The sequence below is a fragment of the Mycobacterium marseillense genome (assembly GCF_010731675.1).
Taxonomy (GTDB): Bacteria; Actinomycetota; Actinomycetes; order Mycobacteriales; family Mycobacteriaceae; genus Mycobacterium; species Mycobacterium marseillense.
Window position 1 is genome coordinate 5,100,526 of the sequence record NZ_AP022584.1, and the last position, 24,654, is coordinate 5,125,179.

Genomic DNA, 24,654 nt, shown 5'->3' on the forward strand with positions numbered 1-24,654 from the left:
GTGCCGCTACCCGCCGTATGCCGGGCGCGGCATCTTGAAGATGCGACGTCCGTTGCGCAGCACGGGGACACCGGCAGCCTGACCCGCGGTGCGGGCCGCGGGCATGGGTCCCGGGACGCTGGATGGATCCGCCGGGGATGCCAACGCTGCTCGAAATGCGCTGTGCGGCAACGATTTGAGTTCCGCACCGGCGGTTGGCGCGGGATTCGCGGCGGTCCAGGCCTGCGGGACGGATAGCTTCCCGATCAGTGCCGCCCGGCCCAGACCGCCCAGCACGGGACCGCGAATGGCCGCGATCTCCGGCACAGCTGGCGCCGGGATGTCCGGCACGATGGGCACACCGCCCTCCGCGGCCTTGGCGGCCTGGATATCGGACAGGTCGAGCCCGTACCCCAATTGCCCCCACCCCAGCAATGTGCGGGCCCCAGCCAGAAACGTCTGTCCCGGTGTGGTGATGAGCGTGTTGAAATCGTCGACCGAACTGATCAGGGACAGTCCGGATCCCGGCGCTGGCACCTCGCCAAAGGTGGCCGGGGAAGCGTTCGTGAACACGCCCGAGGCCAGCGCGGCCCGGGCCTGACCCGCGGTTGTACTCGCGGCTTGGTTGACCGCTGCGGCCTGGGCCGATGGGCCCTGCGCAGTCGTGGTGCGGGGTGGCTCGGTGAACGGCGTGAGAGTGGTGGCGGCCGATGACGATGCCGCGTAGCCGTACATGGCGGTGGCATCCTGCGCCCACATCTCGGCGTAGGTGATCTCCGTGGCCGCGATCGCCGCGGCGTTTTGTCCGAAGAAGTTGGTCGCGATCAGGGTGAGGAGCTGAAACCGGTTGGCGGCGACGACGTGTGGCGGCACCGTCGCGGCGAACGCCGCCTCATAGGCGGCCGCCGCGGCGCGTGCTTGGGCGGCGGCCTGCCCGGCCTGAGCCGCCGTGGTGAACGCCCACGCCACGTACGGGTCGACCGCGGCGGCCATTGCCGTTGCGGCATCACCCGACCACGCGCGCCCGCGCAGCTCCGAAAGCGTGGCGGAGTAACCGGCGGCGTGAGACTCCAGTTGTGCTGCCAGCGCGTCCCACGCCGAAGCGGCGGCCGACATCGGGGCCGAACCCGGCCCGGCATACATTCTGGCCGAATTGATCTCGGGCGGCAGCGCCCCGAAATCAAGCATCGGCGTTCCTTTCTGAACGAGCCCACACGCGGTCGCTGCAGGTCCATGCCTGCACTGAGGGGTGGAACTGGTGGCTATCCGCCCGCGGAAGGACGCGGCATCTTGAATTGGCGTGGCGCCACGCGCAAGACGTTGTTGACCGAGGGCCGCGACAAGAGCGCCGACGAGGCACCCGCGCCCGCCGCCGGCGCGCCGCCCCACATGTTGGTCGCCGGGCCTTCGTGCCATGACGGGCCACCGTCGAGTTCGGCGTCCGACAGCCAATGCGACTCGGCGACGGTGGCGATCGTCGGATTCGTCGCCGCCCAGCTTTGCGGGACCGACAACCGGCCTACCGCGCTCGCGCTGCCTGTGCTCGCCAGGGTCGGGCCGGCCACACCGGCGGTGGCGGTCGAGAGACTCGCGGTCGCGGCGGGGGCGACGGCCGCTTTGGCGGCTTCGCCCGCCGCCTGCAGGTTGGCGCGGAAGGCCCCGGTGCCGAAGGTTCCCGCCGACGTGACGGTTCGGCTCATGGCGTCGCCGAGGTTCACCGGCGCCGTCAGCGTGTTGAAATCATCGACGGCGTCGAGCGCGGAGCCTGTCGAAGGGCCCGAGGGGGACGACTCGGAGAGGTTCTGCAACTTCTGCGGCACGCTCGACATCGTCCGGGACAGTGCGGCTTGGGACTGCGACGCGGCCGAGTTATTCGTGGCCTGGGCGACCGCGGCGGTTTGCGCGGGTTGGCCGTCGGCGTTGGTGGTCCGGGGCGGCTCGTCGAACTGCGTCAGCGTCGTCGCGCCCGACGACGAGGCGGCGTAGCCGTACATGGCGGCGGCATCCTGGGCCCACATCTCCTCGTAGGCGCCTTCGGTCGCCCCGATCATCGCGGTGTTCTGTCCCAGAACGTTGGTGGCGACCAGCTGGGTCAGGAGGGTGCGGTTGGCCGTGACCAGCGCCGGCGGCACCGTCGCTCCGAAGGCCGTCTCGTAGGCGGCCGCGGCGGCCCGAGCCTGGCCGGCGGCCTCCTCGGCTTGTGCCCCCGCGGTCGCCAGCCATGCGGCGTATGGGGCGGCCGCGGTGGCCATCGCCGCCGAGGCGCTGCCGGTCCAGCTCTCGCCTTCCAGCTGGGTGATCACCGAGATATAGCCGCGCGACGCGGTCTCCAGCCCGTTGGCCAGCACGTCCCAGGCCGCCGCCGCGGCGACCATCGGCGCCGAGCCGGGACCGGCATACATTCTGGTCGAGTTGATTTCTGGTGGCAGGGCCCCGAAATCGAGCATTCGTACTTCCTCTTCGTCAGACGACCCCGGGAATGCACCGCCACGAGACGGCAGGGCCGGCTGGCGGTGACCCCAGGACCGTTGGATCTGTACGCGCTGGCTGTCGCGGGCGACGACGGCTTCGTGCGTTGCGGCCCAGGCGCGTCGACGAGCAGGCAATGGCAAGCGAGTCAAGGGACTTAATCATCGGAATGTTAAATGAAATTTACCTGGTGTTTACGGCCGCCCCTGCGCCGCCTCGGCTGCTGCAAATTTGCCGGCACGGTGCTGGCATCTTCGCCGGATTGGGGACGATCGAGGCTCACGCGCGGTTATCGCAGGCCCGAGCGCCGTGGCGTCCTGGCGCCAACGCGCGCACGGTGGCGCAGAGGCAAATTTTTCTCTGCTTGAGTAAAACCCGACGACCCGCCCCCGACCGCCGTGACGGGTTGACGCACAAACGATTCGGCAGGCGAGGCCACCGGCGAACCAGGGTGTCGATGCGCTCGCCCGCAGGTGCGCCCCCGGGCGGCCGGGATAGCAAACACCAATCGCCCCTGGCGTCACGGCGAAGACCGCGCCGGCCGACGTCGCTCGCCCTTCGTGGTTGTGTTTGCTGGCCAACCCGTGAGGGGACCGTGGCCGCGGCATCCGGCCGGCGGAAAACTCCCGTAAGTTGACCATCTTTACTTGTAGTCTGGTTTTAATCCGGTTTGATTGATAAGAAAATTGGTGAAGGTGTGTGGCAGCGGCGCCGTAGCTGCGCATCGACTTCGTTGCGAACAGGATCGAGAAATGTCGAACAACATCACCTGGCACGAACACAAGATCAGTCGCGACGAGCGCGAGGACCTCAATGGTCACCAGGGCTGCGTCATCTGGTTCACCGGGCTGAGCGGCAGCGGCAAGAGCACGGTCGCCAACATCGTCGAACAAAAGCTCTACGAGCGCGGCATCCGGAGCTATCTCCTGGACGGCGACAACGTCCGCTACGGGCTCAATGCCGGCCCGGAGCTGCTCGAGGAGCGTCATGGGGCTGAGTTCGCCAAGCGGTTCGGGCTGGGATTTTCCGCCGAAGACCGTGAGGAGAACATTCGCCGCATCGGCGCGGTCGCGAAGCTGTTCTGTGAGGCGGGGGTCATCGCTTTGACGGCCTTCATCAGCCCTTACGTGCGTGATCGCGACGCGATCCGGGCGACGCTGGGCGACGGCGACTTCCAGGAGATCTTCATCGACACCCCGATCGAGGTCTGCGAACAGCGCGATCCCAAAGGTCTCTACAAGAAGGCCCGGGCCGGGGAAATCAAGGGATTCACCGGGATCGACGACCCCTATGAAGCCCCGGCGCGCCCGGAGCTGCGGCTCGAGGGCGGAACGAAGGATGCGGACACGCTGGCCGACGAGGTGATCGCCCATCTCGAGCGGGCGGGAGTCATCCGGACTCCGGGCCGAGACCAAGACGGGCCGGAAAGGAACACGGCATGAACTACACGGGTCACAACGGGAAGCCGATCGTGGAGCGGGTGTCGACGGACAACGCGATCGGCCGAATGGAGGGGCTGCCGCGTGTTCCGATCTCGAAGGCCACCGCGCACGAAGTCATCAGCCTTTCCTACGGGTTCTTCACCCCGCTGACCGGCTTCATGGGTCGCCAGGAGGTAGACGGGACCCTGGACAACTTCGCGTTGCCGGACGGGACGCTGTGGAGCATCCCGATCGTCTTCGACATGTCCGCCGACGACATCGCGGACCTCGATATCAAGGAAGGCTCCAGCGTAGTTCTCGACTATCTCGGCGCCCCGATGGCGATGTTCGACGTCACCGAGATCTACGAATACGATCTCGAGCGCATGGCCGAAAAGACCTACGGCACAACGGATCCCCGGCACCCTGGTGTGAAGAAGACAATGGGCTATGAAAACCGCTTCATCGGCGGCGATATCACGCTGATCAACGAACCCGTTTTCAACGAGCCCTTCAAAAGCTTCTGGCTCACCCCGAAGCAGCACAAGGACGCGCTGGCCCAGCGGCAATGGCAGCGGGCCGTCGCCCACCAGACCAGGAACGTTCCGCACACCGGCCACGAGGCGTTGATGAAGCAAGCGTGGCTGGCCGCGAACGAGGACCAGCCGGTCGACAACCTCAACACGGGCGTGCTGGTGAATGCCATCATCGGCCAGAAGCGCGTCGGCGATTACATCGACGAGGCGATACTGTTGGCGCAGAACGCCTTACGCACCAGCGGCTATTTTCGCGAGAACGTGCACATGGTGTCCTTCACCCTTTGGGACATGCGGTATGCGGGGCCGCGCGAGGCGATCTTTCACGCGATCCTGCGCACGAACCTGGGCTGCACGCATCACATGTTCGGGCGAGACCACGCGGGGGTGGGCGACTTCTACCACCCGTACGACTCCCAGAACATCCTCAAGCAATACCGCAACCAGCTGGGCATCAAGCCGGTGTTCCTGAGGGAAAACTGGTATTGCCCGGTGTGTCTGGAGGTCACCAACTCTGCTCTGTGCGGCCATGATTCGCAGGCCCAAAGCTTCAGCGGCAGCCTGATACGCAGCATTTTGACCGACGAAGTCAAGCCGACGCAGAAGGTGATGCGCCATGAGGTGTTCGAGGTCGTGATGGAGTGCGCCGCCAAGCATGGTCAGGGTTCGCCGTTCGTCACCGAGGAATATTTGCGGGACAGGCGGCCGGTCTTCACGCTCAACCAATTGGAGGGTTCGTGAGCGACGACAAAAAGATCAAGGTCAACGTCTGGATCAACGAGGAGCGGCTGGAAGCGTTGGCGAACGCCGGGATGGCCGACCTGGCAAATGAGGCATTCGCAGGCATGAAACTGTTGGAGATTTACACCACCGAAGAGCAGAAGAATATTGTCCTGCAACGCTATCCGGGGTCCAAGTACGATTCCGCCACCACTCAGTCCATCGAGCTGCTGCCCAAGCACGCCAAGGACAGGCTATTGGAGCTGTCGATCGCGATGCATTCCACCGGTCCCGACGTGATGGGCCGTTTCCTCGAGGAGACGAAGCCCTGAGCCGTCGGTAGTGCCGCTGCCGCCGGGCTCAAAGATCGGCCAGACCCACCACCAGCAGCACAAGCCCGACCGCGGCCAGCAGCGCGGCAACCTCGATGCGACGCCGTGACCGTATCCAGTCCTGCAGCGCGGTCATCCTCGCGCGCGTTGCCGCCGGCGCCAACAGGTAAGCGGCCAACGGGATCTCGACAAGTGCGAACGCGACGACGTTGAACATCAGCAGCGCACCCAACTGCGTCATGACCGGGGCGCCGGACGCCAGGATGACCGCCAGGGCCGCCAGGTAATCCACCGACGGCAGCGCGATGCCGAGGCCCGCGACGGCGGCGACCCACAGGGAACGTCCGTCGAGCAGGCGTCGAACCCGTTCGCTCAGCCAGGCGGGGCCGGCGCGGTCGGCGCCGGGGGGAGCGCGCCGGGACCCGCGCCGCCGGTCCGCGACGATCTTCGCCGCCAGTCCCGCGGCGGCCACCAGCGCCAGTGCGCCGATGAGGATCTGCACCCGGGGCAGGGTGAAGTATGTCGAGCGCAGCAGCACGCGTCGCAGGAGGAACAAGACGGTCGCGCCCACCGTCAGCCCCATCGCGAATCCGCCGGCCAGAAACGCGAGCAGTTGCATCAGCGGCCTCGGGCGGTTCAACATCAGCACCGTCATGCCGATCCGGAACGGTTCGAGGCTGACGGCAAGGGCCATCACACCGACGGTGAACAACATCGCGATAGGGCCGGTCAGGCGTCCAACCGGGCGAACTGTTGCCGTCGATACTGCTCGACGCAGGCCGCCCGTCGGATCTTGCCGCTCGTCGTGGTGGGAATCGATCCCGGTGCCACCAGCACCAGGTCGGCGACGGTGAGCCCGTGCGCGTTCGAAATCGCCGCGGTCACATCGTTCTTGACGGCGTCGAGGCGCTGCTGCCCGTCCCCGCCGGAATCGTCGCGCTCCTTCAGTTCGATGATGGTCACCAATTTCTCGGTCTCGTTCACCGGCACCGAGATCGCCGCGGCGCGGCCCCCGGTGATCGCCTGCACGGTCGACTCGATGTCCTCGGGATAGTGGTTGCGCCCGTAGACGATCAGCAGATCCTTCATCCTGCCCACGATGAACATCTCGCCGTCGCAGACGAAACCGAGGTCACCGGTGCGCAGCCACGGCCCCTCGGGGGTGCCGGGCGACGGGTTGGCCAGGGCGGCGCCGAAGGTGCGCTGCGTTTCCTCCGGCTTGTGCCAGTAGCCCGCGGCCACGTTGTCGCCGTGGACCCAGATTTCACCGACCGTCCCGTCCGGGCACTGCGTCGTGGTGTCGGGGTCCACGATTCGCACCGTCGGCGAGTGCGGCGTCCCGTAGCTCAGCAGCGGCGAGCCGCTCTGTGGTGAGCACGGCCGGGCGTTGCCCTCCGCCAGCTGCTCTGGCTCGAAGTGAACGACTTTCGGTGCGCCGGTCTGCGCGCGGCTGGCCACGTAGACGGTCGCCTCCGCCAGACCGTAGGAGGGCTGCATCATGTCTTCGCGAAAGTTGTACGGGGCGAACCGCTTACAGAACCGGTCGAGCGTTGCGGGATGGATTCGTTCGGCGCCGCTGACGATGCTGATGACATTGCCCAGGTCGAGTCCGGTCATGTCCGCATCCGACGTCTTGCGCACGGTCAGCTCGAAGGCGAAGTTCGGCGCGGCCGAGAAGACCGGGTCGGTTTGCGCCATCGCCTGGATCCACCGTGCGGGCCGCTGCAGGAACGCCACCGGGCTCGTCAGGACACCGGGGTAGCCGCCCAGGATCGGAGCGATGACGCCCTGCATCAGGCCCATGTCGTGATAGAAGGGCAGCCACGACACGCACCGGCTGTCGCGCGGGGCCACGCCATCGAAATCGGGGAAGTACGCGGCCATCAGCTGCTGGAAATTCACGTGAAGGTTGCGGTGCGAGACCATGACCCCGGCCGGAAGACGGGTCGAGCCGGACGTGTACTGCAGGTACGCGATGCTCGGGGCGTCGCTGACGCGGATGTTGGGCGGATTCGGATCGTCGAGGCTCAGGGAGTCGACCTCGACGATGGCCGGGGCTGCTCCGTCCGGGCGCCGCAGATAATCGCCGACGGCCGGCGCGGCCGTGGAGGTGGTGAGAACCACGGTCGGGTCGGTGTCGGATAGGACGGCACCGATCCGCTCGTCGTGGGTACCTGGCTGGGGAACCGAGAGCGGGACCGCAATCAGCCCGGCCTGTATCGCGCCGAGGAACGCCGCGATGTAGGGGAGGCCTTGGGGGGCAAGGATCACGGCCCGGTCCCCGCTGCCGGCGTGCCGCGTGACCTCGTGCGCAACATTCAGGGTCCGCCGATACAGCTGTGCCCACGTCAGCGATTCGGTAACGCCCGCCCAGTCCTGCTCGTAATCGGTATAGCGGAAGGCCAAATCGTCGGGCTGCAGACCGGCGCGTTCCCGCAGCAGGGAGACGACGGACGAATGTTGCATGCGGGCTAGGTTACCGCGTCGGCTCTTTCGCGTATGACGGTCGTGCGCGGCCCGAGGACCGCGAAGCCGCGGCGGGCCAAACTGCTTATGCGCCTTACGATGTCGACCCCGTCGGGTCGGCATCCCAGGTCCTCGGCATCATCGGCGTGCGGGGGCCATCGTCGAATTCGTCGACGACGAGCGCACTCAATCCGGCCGGCGCGGTGGCGGTCTTCGTGGGGATGGTTCCGGCGAAGCCCATCGGCGGCGCGGGCCGCTCCGACGCCGTCGTCGCCGGCTCGGGCTCGAGATCCATGTATTCGTAGCCGCGGCCGAGTTGGGTGGCCTTGGCCCGTTGCCGGCGCTTCTTCGTCGCGTCTTCCTCCGGCAGTGCCACCGCTTCGGCCTCGGCGATGTCCTGTGCCGCCGCCCGTCGCGCGCGGGCGCTGGTGCTCGCGGCTCTGCGCGCATCGGCGGCCAGGCCACCGACCATGTAGCCCAGGCCCTGCATCGCGGCGACCGGCGGTCCCGCCGGGGTGGGCGGCGGGGCGCCGGGCGCCGGCGGCGCGGGTGCCGCGGCGGGTGCGGAGGCCGGCGCCGGCGCGGGAGCCGGCGCCGGGGCCGGCGTAGGGGGCGGGGTGGGCGCGAGTGCCACGGGGACGAGTGCCGGTGCCGGGATCAACGGCACGATCGGGATGGCGTGCAGTCCGGCCAGACCCGTCAGGCCCGCCAAGCCTCCCACCAGGGTGGGGACGACCAACGGAACCACGGCGACGGTCAGCAGCGGCACGATGAGCGGGATCAGCACGATCATCTGCTCGAGCAGCGTCTTGATCAGCGCGATGGTGTCGGTGATGACCGTGCCGATCACTTCGATGGTGGTGAACAGGATGGTCCACGCGATCGTCGCGGGGTTACCCGAAGCGAAGGCCGCCGCGAGGTCCGCAGCGACGAAGCTGAACATTTGCGCCAAATAGCCGAAGTACGAACCGAAATCCATCGGATAGCCGAGGGCGAACGCGATGTTGAACGGGTTCAGGAAGCTCAACGGGTTACCGAGCGATGGCAGCCACGGGTCGAAGCCGGAAAACAGGGACTGGAAGAACGGGTTGTTCATCAGCTGGTCGATCAACGGCTGGATGTAGCGGTTGTAGAAGTCGACAAACCCGGTCTTCTCCAACCAGTCCATCCACTGGTCCTGCGTGTCCGGGGGATACGACGACGACTGCTCCGCCGTGGCCGCCAGCGTGGTTGCCTTCATCACCTCGGGAGCCGGCTCGGCCGGCGGCGCGGTGGCCACCGTCGCGGTCGCGACGCCCTCGTAGGTGCTCATCACGGTGGCCGCCTGAACCCACATCCGAGCGTAGTCCGCTTCGTTCACCGCGATCGGAATGGTGTTGATGCCAAAGAAATTCGTCGCCGTCAAAACGGCGTGGGTGGCGTGGTTGGCGGCCAACTCGGGCATCGTCGGCATGGCGGCGAGCGCGACGGTGTAGGCGGTGGCGGCGATGTCCTGCTGGGCGGCCATGGTCGCGCTGTCGGCGCTGGCCTGCGCCAGCCACGCCAGATAGGGGGCGTGCGCGGCCACGTACGCCGCGGCCGTCGGGCCGTCCCAGCTGCCGGCTTGCGCGGCGCCCAGCAGCGCGGCCAGCTCGTCGGCCGTTTCGGCATATTCCACGCTCAGCGAGCTCCACGTCGCGGCGGACGCCAGCAGTGGGCCGGGGCCCGGCCCACTGCTGAGCAGCGTTGAATGCACCTCCGGAGGGGAGGCCATCCAGATCGGGGCGGTCATCGCTGGCCGCCGGTGGTCGCGGCGAAACGCTGGCCGCGTGCATCGGTGTGACGAGGGTGGGCGCGGCAGCACGGCGCCGCGGTGGCGGCGGCGTTGGCGGCCGCCCATGCCGGACGAAACATGGACGTTGACAGCTCTCTCGGGGTACACCCGCCCCGGGTCGCAGTACGCGATGACGCGAGTGTCCTGGCTCTCGGATCGCTGCTCGCCTCGCCTTCCAGCTTTTCAGCCGTGGCCGTTGAGGTTCGCTCCCCGATGACAGTGGCGGGACCGCGCCGGATTCGCACCGGCTTCCTGCGTCGTCATCACCTTACGAGGTGACATTCTTGCATCCCCTCCGAGCAACTGTCGTCAAATTGTCCGAAGGCGGCCGGTGTCGGCGCGCGGGCGCCGTTCCAGGACCCGTAGTCCCAGCGATAACAGCAGCCGAACCTCGGGGTCGGCCAGCGAGGTCGACAGCAACTTCTCGATTCGCCGCACCCGGTAGCGAACCGTGTTGGGATGCACCCGCAGCGCGTGGGCGGCCGCGGCGATATCGCCGAAGGTGTCCAGGTAGGTCCGCAGCGTTTCCGCCAGCACCGGGTCGTCTTCACCCAGCCGCACGATCCGCGGATCGATCAGGCGCTCGTCGCTGCCCACCAGGGTCACGATTTCGTCGACCAGAACGGTGGTGCGCGCCTCGGCCAGCGACGTCACCTGTCCGAACGAAATGGGATGGCGCTCAGCGCTGTCCAACACCCGGTCCACCTCGACGCGGGCCGCGGCGACCCCGGCCAGGCCCGCGACCGGCGCCGCGATGGCCGCCCGCAGCTGCACCCCCAGCTCGGCGCGCATGGCGCCGATGGTGCCGCGGGCCCAGGAGGCGACCGACCGGTTCTGGGCCTGGTGCTGAGCCTGGGGAAGCAGCACATACGTTCGTGAACCGTTCGAAGCCACCTGGGCATCGCGCCGGAAAGCGCTGGCGCTCAGCGCAATAATGCCGGCGAGCCGGGCGTGGCCGGCCGAAGTGTCGGCGATGTCCCACCCGATCAGGGCCGCGCTGGTGTCGATGGCCAGACCGAGCTCGCGGGCGATGGCGGTCGTGTCGGCGGGCTCGTCCGCCAGGCCCAGCAGTTGCTGGACCCGCCGGGCATGGGTGGACGGCCGGGCCGATAGCCGCCACATGATGCGGGCGGCCAGCACTGCGGCGCCGCGCAACATCTCCTCCGCGTCGTCGGCCAGCGGCTGTGAGCCCTGCTGCACCCAAATGGTTCCGACGAATTCGCGCGGACGTCGGGCCTCGGTCGCGGGTTGGTGGATCCCGATGGCCAGCCGCGGACGCAGCCCTAGCTCCGGTCGCTCGTCGACACGGACCACCTCGATGCCCGAACGCAGCGCATCGAATATGCCCCATTGGCCGATCCACTCGAGATGCTCGGGCGGGCCGGCCCTGCCCAGGATGGACAGGCGGCGCAACTCGTCGGCTTCGTCGTTAGAGGCCGAATAGGCCAAGACATGCGATTGCACGTCCTCGATGCTGACCATGCCGTGGATGCGCTCGGCGAGCGACTGTGCCAGGCCGAACAAGTCGGTGCCCGAGTCGTCCATCGCATCGGTGCGGTCGCGGTGGTGTGCGAGGACGTGATTGACCAACTGGTAGAGGCGTTCCCACCGGGCGCGCGGATCGACGGCCACCACGGCCGAGCCCGCCGCGACGGCCGTGTCCACCAGTGCGGCGGAGGGCCCTTTGACGAAGATGGCCACCGGCACGCGCTCGCGCGCCTGCCTACCCATCCATCGGATCGCCTCGTCGTCGGCGACGCCCAGCAGGAAGAAGACGTCCGCGGAGCCCGCCGCGGCCGCCAGTCCCAGGCGCACGTCGTCGGAGTCGATCAGCGCGGCCGAGCCCACCGGGAGGTCCAGCCCCCGCGGCGCGTCGGCCAGGCTGACGAGGGTCGCGTCCAGCGCGAGTAACAGCTGACCCAGCCCCACACCGGCCATGTTGTCCGATTTTACTATGACTCCAGCGATGTCTTGTCCGATTGGCTAACTTCCCCCAGGGTCGCCGCGAGGACTCTGGCGTTATGGACGCCATCACCCAGGTTCCGATGCCGGCCAACGAGCCGGTCCACGACTACGCACCGCACTCCCCGGAACGCACCCGGCTGCGCGCCGAACTGGCCGCGCTGGCCGATCACCCGATCGACCTCCCGCACGTCATCGGCGGCGACCACCGGATGGGCGAGGGCGAGCGCATCGACGTCGTCCAGCCGCACCGGCGCGCCGCCAAGCTGGGCACGCTGACCAACGCCGTGCACGCGGACGCGACGGCGGCCATCGACGCCGCGATGGCCGCGAAAAGCGGCTGGGCGGCAATGCCGTTCGACGAGCGGGCGGCGGTGTTCCTGCGCGCCGCCGACCTACTGGCCGGGCCGTGGCGGGAGAAAATCGCCGCCGCCACGATGCTCGGTCAATCCAAGTCCGCCTATCAGGCCGAGATCGACTCCCCGTGCGAGCAGATCGACTTCTGGCGCTTCAATGTGGCGTTCGCGCAACAGATCCTGGCGCAGCAACCGATCAGCGGACCGGGCGAGTGGAACCGCAGCGAGTACCGCCCGCTCGACGGATTCGTGTACGCGATCACGCCGTTCAACTTCACCTCCATCGCCGGCAATCTGCCGACCGCGCCGGCGCTGATGGGCAACACGGTGGTCTGGAAACCCTCGATCACCCAGACGTTGTCGGCCTACTTGACCATGCAGCTGCTCGAGGCCGCGGGCCTGCCACCCGGGGTGATCAACCTGGTGGCCGGCGACGGCTTCGCGGTTTCCGATGTGGCGCTGGCCGATCGGCGGCTCGCCGGCATTCACTTCACCGGGTCGACGGCCACCTTCCAGCGGCTGTGGTATCAGGTCGGTACGAATATCGGCCACTACCACAGCTACCCGCGCCTGGTCGGCGAGACCGGCGGCAAGGATTTCGTGGTCGCACACGCCTCCGCGCGGCCGGATGTGTTGTGCACGGCCCTGATTCGCGGCGCCTTCGACTACCAGGGGCAGAAGTGCTCGGCGGCGTCGCGAGCTTTCATCCCGCAGTCGGTGTGGCGGCGCATGGGTGACACCTTTTTGGGGGAGACGGCCTCGCTGCGCTACGGCGACGTCACCGATCTTGCCAACTTCGGTGGCGCGCTGATCGACCGGCGCGCCTTCATCAAGAACGTCGACGCCATCGAGCGGGCGAAGGGCGCGCCACACGTGACCATCGCCGCCGGCGGTGAATATGACGACCGTGAAGGCTATTTCGTGCGCCCCACCGTGCTGCTGTCCGATGATCCGACCGATGAGTCGTTCGCGACCGAATACTTCGGTCCGCTGCTGTCGGTGCATGTCTATCCCGACGACGATTACGAGAGGATCCTCGACGTCGTCGACCGCGGTTCCCGGTACGCGCTGACCGGCGCGGTCATCGCCGACGACCGGGACGCCGTACTGGCCGCCCAGCACCGGTTGCGGTTTGCCGCCGGGAACTTCTACGTCAACGACAAGCCGACCGGCGCGGTCGTCGGGCGCCAGCCTTTTGGGGGTTCGCGCGGCTCGGGCACCAACGACAAGGCGGGATCGATGCTGAACCTGTTGCGCTGGACGTCGGCTCGCACCATCAAGGAGACGTTCGTCCCGGCAATCCGGCACACCTACCCGCACATGGACGCCGAGTGATGGCCGGACTGTTCGCGAGTGCCGTGCGCCCGGTGATCCTGGCGGCGGGGCGCGGTGACGTCGTGCGCCACGCCGCCCAGCGGTTGCCGGTGACCCGGCGCGTGGTGCGCCGCTTCGTCCCAGGGGAGACGATCGAGTCCGCGCTAAATAGTGTTGCGGCGCTTCGTTCGTCGGGTCGCTTCGTCAGCGTCGACCATCTCGGCGAGGACGTGACCGACATCGATAGCGCCGACGCGGCGGTGCAGGCCTACCTGGATCTGATCGACGGGCTGGGCCGGCTCGATGCCGGGGGTGGCGTGGTGCGGCCGCTGGAGGTCTCGGTCAAGCTGTCGGCGCTCGGACAGACGCTGGGCCGCGACGGGCACAAGATCGCGCGGGAGAACGCGTGGTCGATCTGCGACGCGGCCCGGCGCGCGGGTGTGTGGGTGACGGTGGACGCGGAGAATCACACCACCACCGAATCGACGCTGTCCATCGTGCGCGACCTGCGGGCCGAGTTCCCTTGGCTGGGCGTGGCGTTGCAGGCGTATCTGCGGCGCACGCTGGGCGACTGCACGGAATTCGCGGCGTCGGGGGTCCGGGTTCGGTTGTGCAAGGGCGCCTATGACGAGCCCGCGTCGGTGGCGTATCGAGCGGCCGCCGAGGTGACTCATTCGTATTTGGAGTGCCTTCGGGTGTTGATGGGCGGGACTGGCTATCCGATGGTGGCCTCGCACGACCCGGCGGTAATCGACGCCGTGCCCGCTATGGCCCGCGAGTCGGGGCGCGGCATGGCGGATTTCGAATACCAGATGCTGTATGGCATTCGCGACGGCGAGCAGCGACGCCTCGCCGGCACAGGTCACTACGTGCGCGTGTATCTGCCGTACGGCACCCAGTGGTACGGCTACTTCATGCGCCGACTCGCCGAACGACCGGCGAATTTGGCGTTCTTTTTGCGGGCCCTGACCCGACGCGGTCAGTGAGCCACCGCGTTGAGTGTTAATCCACGGCTTTGAGTGTGCACACCGGGCGGCGACACGCCGACCACGCCCGCCCAGGATTCACCCTCGAGGCCAAGGATTCACACTCAACGACCCGTCATTGAGCGCGGCGGGGCCGTGGCCGGTCACTGGTGAAGCCGCGCACCACGTGGGCGCGCACGAACTCGGCCGCCACGTCGGGATCGTCCATGTCCAGGGTCGAGGATGGCGTGCTGAACAGCGAAAAGAGTATGCGCGCAAACCATTCGCCGGCCGCCTCGACGTCAAGATCCTTGCGCACCTCACCGGTCAGGCGGGCGGCCGACAGGTATGGGGAGAAGAACTCGACGCATTCACGCAGCAGCACGGCGGCGTCCTTGGTGAGCAGCAGGCTGATCGCATCCTCGTCGAAGTACTTCTCGGAGGCGATGACTCGTCGCGCCTGGGTGACGAATACCGCCGCCGCACACAGCTTGTCCTCCAGGCTGCTGCCCCGGTCCATCGCCTTGGACATCTCGCGGTAGAACCGCTCCGACGCGTGTTCGGCGCAGGCCTCGACGATCGCGGCCTTATCGGAAAAGTATTCATAAATGGTGCTGCGAGATACTCCCGCCCGCTTGGCGATGTCGACGATGGTTGCCTTCTGCAGTCCCTGTCCGCCGAAACACGCGAACGCGGATTCCACGATGAGCTCGCGGGTGTCGGTCACCTGAGCCGTCTCAGTCATGACGGGACCAACGCGCCTCGGGGCACCAGTCCGGCATCGGCCGATGCGAACGGAAAACTGGTGTGCTGCAGGAAGAGCCTGGGCATGATGGCCACCTCACCCCGCCGGTGCGAGGATCAGCCCGCTGGTGGGCACGCCGGTTCCGGAGGTGACCAGAACGTGCTCGACGTTGTCGACCTGGTTATACGACGTGCCGCGCACCTGGCGCACTCCCTCGGTGATGCCGTTCATCCCGTGGATGTACGCCTCGCCCAGCAGGCCGCCGTTCGTGTTGATCGGAAAATCTCCGCCCAACGACAGCCGCTCGACGGTGGCGAAGTCTTTGGCCTCGCCGCGCCCGCAGAAGCCGAGTTCTTCGAGCTGAGTGAACACGAACGGCGTGAAATGGTCGTAGATGAAGGCGGTTTGGATGTCTTGCGGTTTGAGGCCCGAATCGCGCCACAGCCTTTCGGCGACCACCCCCATCTCCGGGAGACCGGTGATGTCCTCGCGGTAGTAGCTGGTCATCATCTCGCCGTTGGCGGCGGCACCCTGCGCGGCCGCGGTGATGACGGCGGGCGGCTGCCGCAGGTCGCGGGCGCGTTCGGCGCTGGTGATGACGAGCGCGACACCGCCGTCACTCTCCTGGCAGCAATCGAGCAACCGCAGCACCGGTTCGACGATCCAGCGCGAATTCTGATGATCTTCCAACGTAATCGGACGCTCGTAGAACCAGGCGTCGGGGTTTGCCGCCGCATGTTTGCGGTCAACCACCGCGATCCTGCCGAAGTCCTCGTTGGTGACGCCGTACGTCGACATGTACCGCTGGGCGTGCATCGCGACCCAGGCCGCGGGAGTGAGCAGCCCGAACGGCGCGTAATGCGCCATGAACAATGGGGTTTCAGCCATGCTGCGTCCGCTGCCGCCGAACCGGAACCCGGAGCGTTCGTTGAAGGCGCGCCAGCACACCACCACGTCGGCGACGCCGGTGGCGACCGCCATCGCCGCGTGCACCACCGTGCCGGCGGCTGCGCCTCCGCCGTGGTGAACCCGGGAAAAGAAGCTCAGGTCACCGATGCCGACGTTGCGGGCGATGTCGATCTCGTCGCTGGAATCCATGGTGAACGTGACCATGCCGTCGACGTCGCCGGGCATCAGGCCGGCGTCATCCAGCGCGGCGCTGACCGCCTCGCACGCCAATTGCAGTTCGCTGCGCCCGGATTCCTTGGAGAACTCCGTCTGACCGATCCCGGCGATCGCCGCCGCGCCCGGCAGCATCCTGCTCATGAGGCGGCACCGTCGAGCAGGCTGAGCACCGCAGTGCCCGAAACGTGATCGCCCAGACTGTTGGCCCCCGCAAAGGTCACCTCGACGAAGTTCTCGCCCCCCGTGCCCTCGCTCTTACCGGTGACGCTGCCGGCGAACCGCAGTGGATCGTCCGGAAAGCACGGCACGCCCAGGCGAATCGACAGGTTCTTGACCATCGCCTCGGGCCCTGCCCAGTCGGTGAGGAACCGCACGCAGTAACCGTTGGTGGTCAGGATGTTCATGAACAAGTTGGGTGAGCCCTGCTGCTTGGCGTAGTCACGGTCGTGGTGCACCGGCATGAAGTCACGGGTGGCGATCGCGCCGGCGACGATCATCGTTGTGGTGATCGGGATTTCGAGGGGCGTGACCTCGTCACCCACCGCGATATCCTGCCATCGCAAGGTGGTGGTGTGCTTCGTGGTGGTCGTCATGCCTGTCCCTTCGAGGAGATTGCGCCAAGGTCGGCCGGTGGCGCCGAAGCCGGACCGCGAAAGTTGATATCCATGCCCGCACCTAGCCGCGGCGCCGGAATTGGTGCAGCACCAGGCCGTCATCGAATGTCTGGTAGTAGACCTCGACGGCCAATCCGGCTGTCACGTCGGCGGGATCGATGCCGGTCAGGTTGGATACCAGCCGTACTCCTTCCTCAAGTTCCACCAGCGCGACGACGTAGGGATAGTCGAAGAACGGAAACTTGGGCTCGTGTGGCATCACGTAGCTGTACACCGTGCCGAGGCCGGATGACGCGATCGCGTCCCACTCAAGCGAACGGCAGTGCGGGCACATCGGGCGGGGCGGGTGGCGCAGCTGCCCGCAGCCGGCGCAACGCTGAATCAGGAGTTTGTTCTCCCGCAATCCATTCCAGAAGAACTCGGTGTCGCCGGTGATCGCCGGCGCCAGACGGGCGGCCATCAGTTTGCCGGCCTGAATCGCAGCACCCGGAATCGCTGCCGCCCCAACACTTCGCCGTTCTGGTCCGTGTAAGTAGTCAGCCACGTCAGAAAGAAGCCGGTGCCCAGTGCCGTCTTCTTCTCGTCGGAGACCGCTTCGTAGACCGTCGTCGCGCTGATCTCATCGCCCAGCCGCGGGTAACGCTCGATCTCGAACTCCGAATTGGTCGCCACCGTGCTGGTGTAGCCGGCCTCATCGAGGAATTCCGTTGGGTTGCTTTTGATCTCGATAGGCGCCCCACCCCGATCGCCGATTCCCTCCAGTATCGGCGACGGCATCGTCCACGTCTGTAGCATCACCGGCGGGGACACGATGCCACCGAACCGCGACGAGTCCGCGAACTCCGGGTCGAGATATACCGGGTTCATGTCGGCCATCGCGTACGCCCAGTGCCGGATCATCGGCTGGTTCACCGGGTCCGGTGCCAGCGAGGGCTTTCCGGTGCCACCGGTCGGCTGTCCGACGAGGGCCTGCACCTTGGCGCTGACGGTTTCTGGGTCGGTCACGTAGCAAGCCCCTCTCGCAGGACACCTTGATCCGACAGATTGACGCGATCTGTCTCGCGAGTTGTGTGTACTCTGCGCCGTCGCATGCTGTCAATACAACAGCAAAGTGCGCGAGGAGCTCCGGAATTCGCGCAAATGATGATTGACGGCGGCCGCCGGGACGGGTACACCAAGTGATCAGATGACCGGAGGAAGCCCATGGCCGATTCGCCTGCTCTTGTTCAGTCCTATCAGCTCTACATCGATGGCAACTGGGTCGACCCGCAAGACGGCCGGTACGACGACATTTCTCCGTCCACCGAGGAAGCGATCGCCGCCGCGCCCGACGCCAGCGTCGCCCAGGTCGGCGACGCGATCGCCGCCGCGCGCCGCGCTTTCGACAGCGGACCCTGGCGCACCATGAGCGCCGAAGAGCGCGCCGGATGTCTCAACCAACTGGGCGACGCGCTGAGTAAACACGCCGATGACTTCTTCGCACTGTCCCAAGTGGAGTGGGGCTGCATTGCCAACGAACGCCTCATGCAGATCGACGGCGCCGGGTTCATGTCCCTGCACGCCGCCCAGCTGGCCACCCAGCTGACCGACCAAGAGGTCAGCGGGATGGGCGCCGGGACCACGTTGCTGCGTCATGAGCCGCTGGGTGTCGTGTCGGTGCTGACGCCGTGGAACTTCCCGCACTGTCTCAACGTGATGAAGCTGAATCATGCTCTGGCCGCGGGCAATACCGTCGTGCTCAAGCCCTCGCCACTGACCCCGCTGGCCGGGCTGGCGCTCGCGCGAATCATTCACGAGCACACCGACATCCCGGCGGGCGTGGTCAATGTCGTCACCCCGTCCGGCGTCGAGGCGGCCAAGCTGCTGACCACCGATCCGCGGATCGACATGGTGAGCTTCACCGGCAGCTCGGTGGTCGGCAGGCAGGTTATGTCCGCCGCGGGCGACACGATGAAGCGGATCCTGCTCGAGCTCGGCGGCAAGTCCGCGAGCATCATCCTCGACGACGCCGAGGTCACCGACGAAATGCTGCAGCAGATGCTCTTCGACTGTTGTTCGCTGCACGCCGGACAAGCGTGCATCCTGCACAGCCGTCTGCTGCTTCCCGACTCGCTGCACGACGACGTCGTCGATCGGCTCGCCGCGCTGGCCCGTGAGGTCAAGGTGGGCGATCCCACCGATCCCGACGTGCAGATGGGCCCGCTCATCAGCGCGGCGCAGCGGGACCGGGTCGCTGCGCACGTCGCCGGTGCGCTCGCCGACGGGGCGAAGCTGGTGACCGGCGGTAGCCGTCCGGCCAGCCTGGACGTCGGCTTCTACTTCGAGCCCACGATTCTGACCGGCGTGGAGCCGAATTCGACCATCGCGCAAGAGGAAGTGTTCGGCCCGGTGTTGACGGTGCTGCGCTACCGCGACGACGACGACGCCGTCGCCATCGCGAACAATTCGCAATACGGGCTCTCCGGGGCCGTTTGGGGCGGCGACGTCGACCGTGCCGTCGGCGTCGCACGTCGCATCCGTACCGGACAGATCGCGGTCAACGGCTGCGGTCCGGGCGGCGCACCGTTCGGCGGCTTCAAACTCAGTGGTCTGGGCCGCGAGGGCGGGGGCATCGGCGGGCTACACCAGTACATGGAGCCGATGGCCATCGGGGTTCCCGCGTGACGCGACCCCGCATCGGCGGATCCAATTATGGACCGGCACAAGCATTTTAGCTCCGTTCTCCACACATCTGGTCCTCCGTCGTCGCGGTGCGTGCCGGGTGCGTCGCCGTGCTGGTAGGCGGCAACATCTCGCTGACCGCACACGACGCCGGCGCACGTGGACGCTTCTCCTTCGCATGCCCGTCGGGCACCGCCCCGGTGCGCCTTTGGTAAACCGTGCGTCGCGTGCCAAGCTGCTGACATGGCCATCGAGATCGCCCGCCCAAAACTCGAAGGAAACGTCGCCGTCGGTGAAGACCGCCAGATCGGCTTCGCCGAATTCGGTGACCCGCAGGGCCGCGCGGTGTTCTGGCTGCACGGCACCCCCGGCGCGCGCCGCCAGATCCCCACGGAAGCCCGCCTGTACGCCGAGAACCACAGGATCCGGCTGATCGGGCTGGACCGCCCGGGGATCGGCTCGTCGACGCCCCATCGGTACGAGAACATCCGGGCGTTCGCCGAGGACCTGCGGACCATCGCGGACACGCTCGGCATCGACGATATGGCGGTCATCGGCCTGTCCGGCGGCGGTCCGTACGCGCTCGCGTCGGCCGCGGTGCTGTCCGACCGGGTCGTGGCGGCCGGCATCCTCGGCGGCGTCGCGCCCTTCCTCGGCGACGAGGGGATCACCAGCGGCCTGATGAATTTGGGCAAGCGGGTGGCGCCGCTGCTGCGCCTCGGCGGTGACCCGCTGCGGATCGGTGCGAGCCTGGTGGTCCGCGCGATCCGCCCGGTCGCGAATCCCGCGCTGTATTTGTATGCCGCGATATCGCCCGAGGGCGACCGCCGCCTGCTGACCCGCCCCGAGTTCGGGGCCATGTTCCTCGACGACCTGCTCAACGGCAGCCGCAAGCAGCTGGCGGCCCCGTTCAACGACATCATCCTGTTCACCCGGGACTGGGGATTCCGGCTCGACGAGGTCAAGGTCCCGGTGCGCTGGTGGCATGGCGACAGCGACCACATCGTGCCGTTCGCCCATGGCGAGCACGTCGTGGCCAGGCTGCCCGACTGCGAGCTGATCGTGCTCCCGGGCGAAAGCCACCTCGGCGGGCTGGGGCGCGGCGAGGAGATCCTGTCCACCCTGATGAAGATCTGGGACGAGCGGAGCTGACCTCATTGGGCGCCGGGTAGCCTGCTGGCGTGCTGCTGGCGTCCCTTGATCCCTCGGCCCTGACCGCCACCGATGTCGCCGACGCGGTGCGCATCGACGGCACCGTGCTTAGCCGCAGCGACCTGGTTGGTGCCGCGACGTCGGTGGCCGAGCGGGTGGGCGGCGCGGGCCGCGTCGCGATCCTGGCGGCCCCGACCGCCGCGACCGTGCTGGCCGTCACCGGGTGCCTGATCGCCGGGGTGCCCTTCGTCCCAGTGCCCGCCGACGTCGGCGCCGCCGAGCGCCGGCACATGCTCACCGACTCCGGAGCGCAAGCCTGGCTTGGGGCAGCGCCCCCAAAAGACTCGGCGCCCGAAGGGCTGCCGCACATTCCCGTGCGGCTGCACGCCCGCTCCTGGCACCGCTATCCCGAGCCCGCGCCCGACGCCACCGCGATGATCATCTACACCTCGGGCACCACCGGGCTGCCCAAGGGGGTGGTGCTGAGCCGGCGCGCGATCGCCGCCGATCTGGACGCGCTGGCCGAAGCCTGGCAATGGACGGCCGACGACGTCCTGGTGCACGGCCTGCCGCTCTTTCACGTGCACGGCCTGGTGCTGGGCCTGCTCGGCTCGCTGCGGGTCGGGAATCGCTTCATCCACACCGGGAAACCGACGCCGCAGGGCTATGCGCAGGCCCGCACCGACTTCGACGGCACGCTGTTTTTCGGCGTGCCCACCGTATGGTCGCGGGTCGGGGCCGACGAGGCGGCCGCCACGGCGCTGGGCCCGGCGCGACTGCTGGTCTCCGGAAGCGCACCGCTGCCGGTTCCGGTGTTCGACCGGTTGGCCGCCCTCACCGGACACCAGCCCGTCGAACGCTACGGCGCCTCGGAATCGCTGATCACCATTTCGACGCGGGCCGACGGCGAGCGGCGCCCGGGCTGGGTGGGCCTTCCGCTCACCGGCGTGCAGACCCGGGTGCTCGACGACGACGGCGGCGCGGTGCCGCACGACGGGGAGAGCGTCGGAAAGCTCCACGTCCGCGGTCCGATGATGTTCGACGGCTACCTGAACCGGCCGGACGCCACCGCCGAGGCGTTCGACACCGACGGCTGGTACCGCACCGGTGACGTCGCGGTCATCGACGGTGGGGGGATGCACCGCATCGTGGGACGCGAGTCGGTCGACCTGATCAAGTCCGGCGGCTACCGCATCGGCGCGGGGGAGATCGAAACGGTGCTGCTGGGGCATCCAGGCGTCGAGGAGGCCGCGGTGGTGGGGATGCCCGATGCGGACCTGGGTCAGCGCATCGTCGCCTACATCGTAGGATCCGCCAGCGGCGACGAACTGATCAACTATGTCGCGCAACAACTTTCGGTGCACAAGCGGCCGCGCGAGGTCCGCGTCGTCGACGCGCTGCCCCGCAACGCCATGGGCAAGGTCCTCAAAAAAGAGTTGCTGTCCGACGGCTGAGCGTGCACAGATGTACGCGCCGCGCGGGCGTGTCGTCGTACAAACACGCACGCTCGCGAACGGTCGGTCGGCAACGCGCAGGAATTTGCCAGGCTATCTCGCAAGCGCGACCGCAAACCTTCACCTACCGTCGGACGAGTGATGGCACGGAACGTACCGCCCGCCGGCGCCGCCGCGACCGTCGTAACCGGACCCACGCCCATGCGGCGGATCGCGGTCGCCTGCCTTGTGGGCTCGGCGATCGAGTTCTACGACTTCATGATCTACGGGACCGCGGCGGCACTGGTGTTCCCGGTGGTGTTCTTCCCGCACCTCAGCCCAGCCAGCGCCACCATCGCCTCGATGGGGACGTTCGCGACGGCTTTCGCGTCCCGGCCCATCGGCGCGGCCGTGTTCGGATACTTCGGGGATCGGCTGGGGCGCAAGAAGACCCTGGTCGCCACGCTGCTGATCATGGGCCTGTCGACGGTGTGCGTGGGCCTGGTCCCGAGCTCGGGGGTGATCGGCGCGGCGGCCCCGCTGATCTTGGTTGCGCTTCGGCTGTTGCAAGGGTTCGCCGTCGGCGGCGAATGGGCGGGATCGGCGTTGCTGAGCGCCGAATACGCGCCGGCCGACCAGCGCGGCCGGTACGGCGTGTTCACCCTGATAGGCGGTGGCACCGCGGCCGTGCTGAGCAGCGCAACCTTTCTCGGGGTGAACCTCACCATCGGCGAGGGCAGTCCGGCGTTTCTGCAGTGGGGATGGCGGGTGCCGTTCCTGCTCAGCGGGGCGTTGGTCGCGCTCGCGTTGTATGTGCGCCTGAACATCGAGGAGACCCCGGTGTTCGCGGAGGAGAAGGCGCGCGAGTTGATACCCAAAACCCCGCTCGCGGAGCTGCTGCGGCTGCAACGCCGTGAGATCGCGTTGGCCGCGGGCAGCATCCTCGGCGCGTTGGGGTTCATCTACATGGCCCACACCTACCTGGCGATGTATGCGCACTCCCACCTGGGGTATTCGCGCAACTTCATCTGGTTCGTCGGCGCGCTGGGCGGGTTCGCGAGTATGGGGTTCATGGCGGTGTCGGCCATTCTGTGCGACCGGATCGGGCGCCGCCGCATGATGCTGGTGGGTTGGAGCTGCTGTTTGCTGTGGTCGTTCCTGGTGATGCCGCTGCTGAACACCGGCAGGCCCGTGGGGTACGCGGTGGGGATCGTCGGCATGTGCACCGCGGCGGCGATCGGCTCCGGCCCGACGGCCGCGTTCATCCCCGAGCTGTTCGCCACCCGCTACCGCTACAGCGGGACGGCGCTGGCGCAAAACCTCGCCGGCATCGTCGGTAGCGCCTCGCCGCCGCTGATCGCCGGGACCCTGCAGGCGACGTACGGCAGCTGGGCGATCGGGTTCATGCTGGCCGCCCTCACGTCGGTCAGCCTAGTGTGCACCTATCTGCTGCCCGAAACCAACGGCACGGCCCTCGGGGTCGGTTAGTTGGCGTGCAGGTCCTCATTGAGGGCGATGCCCTGGCCGCCGCGGGCCACCACCTCGACGGCCCCGCTCAGCGAATTGCGCCGGAACAACAGGTTGTTGCCGCCGGAGAACTCACGGGCCTTCATCTCTTTGCCCTCGGGCGTGATGACCTTGGTGCCCGCCGTGACATAGAGGCCGGCTTCCACGACACAGTCGTCGCCCAGTGAGATGCCCAGGCCGGCGTTGGCGCCGAGCAGGCACCGCTTGCCGATCGAAATGACCTCGGTGCCACCGCCGGACAGCGTGCCCATGATCGAGGCTCCACCGCCGACATCGGAGCCGTCGCCGACCACCACGCCCGCCGAGATGCGGCCCTCCACCATCGAGGCTCCCAGCGTGCCGGCGTTGTAGTTGACGAAGCCTTCGTGCATCACCGTCGTCCCCGGGGCCAGGTGGGCGCCGAGCCGCACCCGGTCGGCGTCGGCGATGCGCACCCCGGTCGGCAACACGTAGTCGACCATTCGGGGGAACTTGTCGACGCCATAGACCGTCACCGGTCCGTGGCGGCGCAGCCGGGCCCGTACGGCCTCGAAACCCTCGACGGCGCAGGGCCCGCGGTTAGTCCAGACCACATTGGTCAATACCCCGAACAAGCCGCCGGCGTTCAGCCCGTGCGGCGCCACCAACCGATGCGACAGCAGATGCAGCCGCAGGTAGGCGTCGTAGGCGTCGGCGGCCACGTCGTCCAGCGAACCGATGACCGTGCGCACGGCGACGGTTTCGGTGCCGCGGTCGTCGTCCCGGCCGATCAGGGCGGTCAGTTCCGGGGGGACGTCGGACAGCGCCAGTCGTGACGTGGCGCCCGTGCCCGACTCGGTCAGTTCCGGTGCGGGAAACCACGTGTCGAGGATCGATCCGTCGGCGGCCAACGTTGCCAGGCCTATCCCTTCGGCACCTGCTGCTCTTGTCACGGCGGTCAGGTTACTTGCCGGCCCGCCCCGCCGGTCCTTCGCCCCGACAGGGCAAAGCCAGAAACGCCGCGAGCAGCTGCGCAATCTCCGGCGTGCACCGGCACGTCGGGCCGTATTCGCGGCGGCGTATGAAAAGCTGGCCCGCGCAACGCG

General features: G+C 67.7%; 21 protein-coding genes and 1 riboswitch. Of the genes, 9 read left to right on the forward strand and 12 right to left on the reverse strand.

The annotated features are described in order from the left end of the window. Positions 1 to 6: 6 nt before the first annotated feature. Together G6N26_RS23895 and G6N26_RS23900 are read right to left on the reverse strand one after the other, a co-directional pair. On the reverse strand, positions 7 to 1,167 hold the full coding sequence (locus tag G6N26_RS23895; protein WP_083016886.1) for a PPE family protein: 1,161 nt from the start codon (positions 1,165 to 1,167) through the stop codon (positions 7 to 9). A 74-nt stretch (positions 1,168 to 1,241) separates the two neighbouring features. Then, the gene (locus G6N26_RS23900) at positions 1,242 to 2,426 is read right to left on the reverse strand and encodes a PPE family protein (protein ID WP_083016883.1); all 1,185 of its coding nucleotides are present in this window, start codon (positions 2,424 to 2,426) and stop codon (positions 1,242 to 1,244) included. Between the two features lie 774 nt (positions 2,427 to 3,200). Here G6N26_RS23900 and cysC point away from each other — a divergent pair. From cysC to G6N26_RS23915, 3 genes are read left to right on the forward strand one after another with little or no spacing between them, the layout of a single operon-like run. Next, the gene (gene cysC, locus G6N26_RS23905; protein ID WP_083016880.1) at positions 3,201 to 3,890 is read left to right on the forward strand and encodes an adenylyl-sulfate kinase; all 690 of its coding nucleotides are present in this window, start codon (positions 3,201 to 3,203) and stop codon (positions 3,888 to 3,890) included. Beyond that, a complete protein-coding gene (sat, locus tag G6N26_RS23910; RefSeq protein WP_083016877.1) occupies positions 3,887 to 5,146 on the forward strand; it encodes a sulfate adenylyltransferase in 1,260 nt (419 codons plus the stop codon). The genes cysC and sat overlap by 4 nt, the downstream gene beginning before the upstream one ends. Beyond that, positions 5,143 to 5,457, forward strand: a complete 315-nt coding sequence (locus tag G6N26_RS23915; RefSeq protein WP_067176859.1) for a DUF6955 family protein — start codon at positions 5,143 to 5,145, stop codon at positions 5,455 to 5,457. Before sat ends, G6N26_RS23915 begins: the two co-directional genes overlap by 4 nt. Positions 5,458 to 5,485: 28 nt before the next feature. On the opposite strand, the gene G6N26_RS23920 is transcribed toward G6N26_RS23915, so the two are convergent. From G6N26_RS23920 to G6N26_RS23935, 4 genes are all read right to left on the reverse strand, one after another. After that, positions 5,486 to 6,172, reverse strand: coding sequence for a GAP family protein (locus tag G6N26_RS23920; RefSeq protein WP_083016875.1), 687 nt, complete (start codon positions 6,170 to 6,172; stop codon positions 5,486 to 5,488). Positions 6,173 to 6,186: 14 nt separating this feature from the next. Continuing rightward, positions 6,187 to 7,923: a fatty-acid--AMP ligase FAAL21/FadD21 gene (gene fadD21 / locus G6N26_RS23925; RefSeq protein ID WP_067176854.1), complete on the reverse strand. Its 1,737-nt coding sequence runs from the start codon at positions 7,921 to 7,923 to the stop codon at positions 6,187 to 6,189. Between the two features lie 94 nt (positions 7,924 to 8,017). Then, a complete protein-coding gene (locus G6N26_RS23930; protein ID WP_083016866.1) occupies positions 8,018 to 9,694 on the reverse strand; it encodes a PPE family protein in 1,677 nt (558 codons plus the stop codon). A gap of 159 nt (positions 9,695 to 9,853) precedes the next feature. Further along, a riboswitch (cobalamin riboswitch) is annotated at positions 9,854 to 10,035 on the reverse strand. A 10-nt stretch (positions 10,036 to 10,045) separates the two neighbouring features. Further along, positions 10,046 to 11,674 carry a PucR family transcriptional regulator gene (locus tag G6N26_RS23935; RefSeq protein ID WP_083016863.1) on the reverse strand — a complete coding sequence of 543 codons (1,629 nt, stop codon included), beginning with the start codon at positions 11,672 to 11,674 and terminating at the stop codon, positions 10,046 to 10,048. Between the two features lie 83 nt (positions 11,675 to 11,757). Between G6N26_RS23935 and pruA the strand changes: the two genes are divergently transcribed. Then, entirely contained in the window at positions 11,758 to 13,389 is a 1,632-nt protein-coding gene (pruA, locus tag G6N26_RS23940; protein WP_083016860.1) for an L-glutamate gamma-semialdehyde dehydrogenase, read from the forward strand. Beyond that, the gene (locus G6N26_RS23945; protein WP_067176152.1) at positions 13,389 to 14,354 is read left to right on the forward strand and encodes a proline dehydrogenase family protein; all 966 of its coding nucleotides are present in this window, start codon (positions 13,389 to 13,391) and stop codon (positions 14,352 to 14,354) included. The genes pruA and G6N26_RS23945 overlap by 1 nt, the downstream gene beginning before the upstream one ends. A 115-nt stretch (positions 14,355 to 14,469) precedes the next feature. Here the strand turns inward: G6N26_RS23945 and G6N26_RS23950 are convergent, their stop codons facing one another. The 5 genes from G6N26_RS23950 to G6N26_RS23970 all read right to left on the reverse strand — a co-directional run bounded on the left by G6N26_RS23950 (position 14,470) and on the right by G6N26_RS23970 (position 17,822). Next, a complete protein-coding gene (locus tag G6N26_RS23950) occupies positions 14,470 to 15,078 on the reverse strand; it encodes a TetR/AcrR family transcriptional regulator (protein WP_083016857.1) in 609 nt (202 codons plus the stop codon). A gap of 96 nt (positions 15,079 to 15,174) precedes the next feature. After that, on the reverse strand, positions 15,175 to 16,344 hold the full coding sequence (locus G6N26_RS23955) for a lipid-transfer protein (RefSeq protein ID WP_067176144.1): 1,170 nt from the start codon (positions 16,342 to 16,344) through the stop codon (positions 15,175 to 15,177). Further along, the gene (locus G6N26_RS23960; protein WP_067176141.1) at positions 16,341 to 16,796 is read right to left on the reverse strand and encodes a MaoC family dehydratase; all 456 of its coding nucleotides are present in this window, start codon (positions 16,794 to 16,796) and stop codon (positions 16,341 to 16,343) included. Before G6N26_RS23960 ends, G6N26_RS23955 begins: the two co-directional genes overlap by 4 nt. An 82-nt stretch (positions 16,797 to 16,878) precedes the next feature. Further along, complete coding sequence (locus tag G6N26_RS23965; protein ID WP_083016854.1) at positions 16,879 to 17,277, reverse strand: Zn-ribbon domain-containing OB-fold protein; 399 nt, start codon at positions 17,275 to 17,277, stop codon at positions 16,879 to 16,881. Next, entirely contained in the window at positions 17,277 to 17,822 is a 546-nt protein-coding gene (locus G6N26_RS23970) for an FAS1-like dehydratase domain-containing protein (protein WP_067176134.1), read from the reverse strand. Before G6N26_RS23970 ends, G6N26_RS23965 begins: the two co-directional genes overlap by 1 nt. Before the next feature lie 198 nt (positions 17,823 to 18,020). Between G6N26_RS23970 and G6N26_RS23975 the strand changes: the two genes are divergently transcribed. The 4 genes from G6N26_RS23975 to G6N26_RS23990 all read left to right on the forward strand — a co-directional run bounded on the left by G6N26_RS23975 (position 18,021) and on the right by G6N26_RS23990 (position 23,551). Next, on the forward strand, positions 18,021 to 19,481 hold the full coding sequence (locus G6N26_RS23975) for an aldehyde dehydrogenase family protein (RefSeq protein WP_067176130.1): 1,461 nt from the start codon (positions 18,021 to 18,023) through the stop codon (positions 19,479 to 19,481). Positions 19,482 to 19,721: 240 nt separating this feature from the next. Further along, entirely contained in the window at positions 19,722 to 20,630 is a 909-nt protein-coding gene (locus tag G6N26_RS23980) for an alpha/beta fold hydrolase (protein ID WP_067176127.1), read from the forward strand. A gap of 29 nt (positions 20,631 to 20,659) precedes the next feature. Beyond that, a complete protein-coding gene (locus G6N26_RS23985) occupies positions 20,660 to 22,084 on the forward strand; it encodes an acyl-CoA synthetase (protein ID WP_067176124.1) in 1,425 nt (474 codons plus the stop codon). A 201-nt stretch (positions 22,085 to 22,285) separates the two neighbouring features. After that, a complete protein-coding gene (locus G6N26_RS23990) occupies positions 22,286 to 23,551 on the forward strand; it encodes an MFS transporter (protein WP_083016852.1) in 1,266 nt (421 codons plus the stop codon). Here G6N26_RS23990 and dapD read toward each other — a convergent pair. Continuing rightward, entirely contained in the window at positions 23,548 to 24,501 is a 954-nt protein-coding gene (dapD, locus tag G6N26_RS23995) for a 2,3,4,5-tetrahydropyridine-2,6-dicarboxylate N-succinyltransferase (RefSeq protein ID WP_083016851.1), read from the reverse strand. The two genes, G6N26_RS23990 and dapD, sit on opposite strands and share 4 nt — an antisense overlap. Positions 24,502 to 24,654: the final 153 nt, after the last annotated feature.

Excerpts from the sequence above, each read along its gene's own strand:
- G6N26_RS23895 (WP_083016886.1), bottom strand. The coding sequence starts at position 1,167 with ATGCTTGATTTCGGGGCGCTGCCGCCCGAGATCAATTCGGCCAGAATG.
- G6N26_RS23900 (WP_083016883.1), bottom strand. The coding sequence starts at position 2,426 with ATGCTCGATTTCGGGGCCCTGCCACCAGAAATCAACTCGACCAGAATG.
- cysC (WP_083016880.1), top strand. The coding sequence starts at position 3,201 with ATGTCGAACAACATCACCTGGCACGAACACAAGATCAGTCGCGACGAG.
- sat (WP_083016877.1), top strand. The coding sequence starts at position 3,887 with ATGAACTACACGGGTCACAACGGGAAGCCGATCGTGGAGCGGGTGTCG.
- G6N26_RS23920 (WP_083016875.1), bottom strand. The coding sequence starts at position 6,172 with ATGTTGTTCACCGTCGGTGTGATGGCCCTTGCCGTCAGCCTCGAACCG.
- fadD21 (WP_067176854.1), bottom strand. The coding sequence starts at position 7,923 with ATGCAACATTCGTCCGTCGTCTCCCTGCTGCGGGAACGCGCCGGTCTG.
- G6N26_RS23930 (WP_083016866.1), bottom strand. The coding sequence starts at position 9,694 with ATGACCGCCCCGATCTGGATGGCCTCCCCTCCGGAGGTGCATTCAACG.
- G6N26_RS23935 (WP_083016863.1), bottom strand. The coding sequence starts at position 11,674 with ATGGCCGGTGTGGGGCTGGGTCAGCTGTTACTCGCGCTGGACGCGACC.
- pruA (WP_083016860.1), top strand. The coding sequence starts at position 11,758 with ATGGACGCCATCACCCAGGTTCCGATGCCGGCCAACGAGCCGGTCCAC.
- G6N26_RS23945 (WP_067176152.1), top strand. The coding sequence starts at position 13,389 with ATGGCCGGACTGTTCGCGAGTGCCGTGCGCCCGGTGATCCTGGCGGCG.
- G6N26_RS23950 (WP_083016857.1), bottom strand. The coding sequence starts at position 15,078 with ATGACTGAGACGGCTCAGGTGACCGACACCCGCGAGCTCATCGTGGAA.
- G6N26_RS23955 (WP_067176144.1), bottom strand. The coding sequence starts at position 16,344 with ATGAGCAGGATGCTGCCGGGCGCGGCGGCGATCGCCGGGATCGGTCAG.
- G6N26_RS23960 (WP_067176141.1), bottom strand. The coding sequence starts at position 16,796 with ATGACGACCACCACGAAGCACACCACCACCTTGCGATGGCAGGATATC.
- G6N26_RS23965 (WP_083016854.1), bottom strand. The coding sequence starts at position 17,277 with ATGGCCGCCCGTCTGGCGCCGGCGATCACCGGCGACACCGAGTTCTTC.
- G6N26_RS23975 (WP_067176130.1), top strand. The coding sequence starts at position 18,021 with ATGGCCGATTCGCCTGCTCTTGTTCAGTCCTATCAGCTCTACATCGAT.
- G6N26_RS23980 (WP_067176127.1), top strand. The coding sequence starts at position 19,722 with ATGGCCATCGAGATCGCCCGCCCAAAACTCGAAGGAAACGTCGCCGTC.
- G6N26_RS23990 (WP_083016852.1), top strand. The coding sequence starts at position 22,286 with ATGCGGCGGATCGCGGTCGCCTGCCTTGTGGGCTCGGCGATCGAGTTC.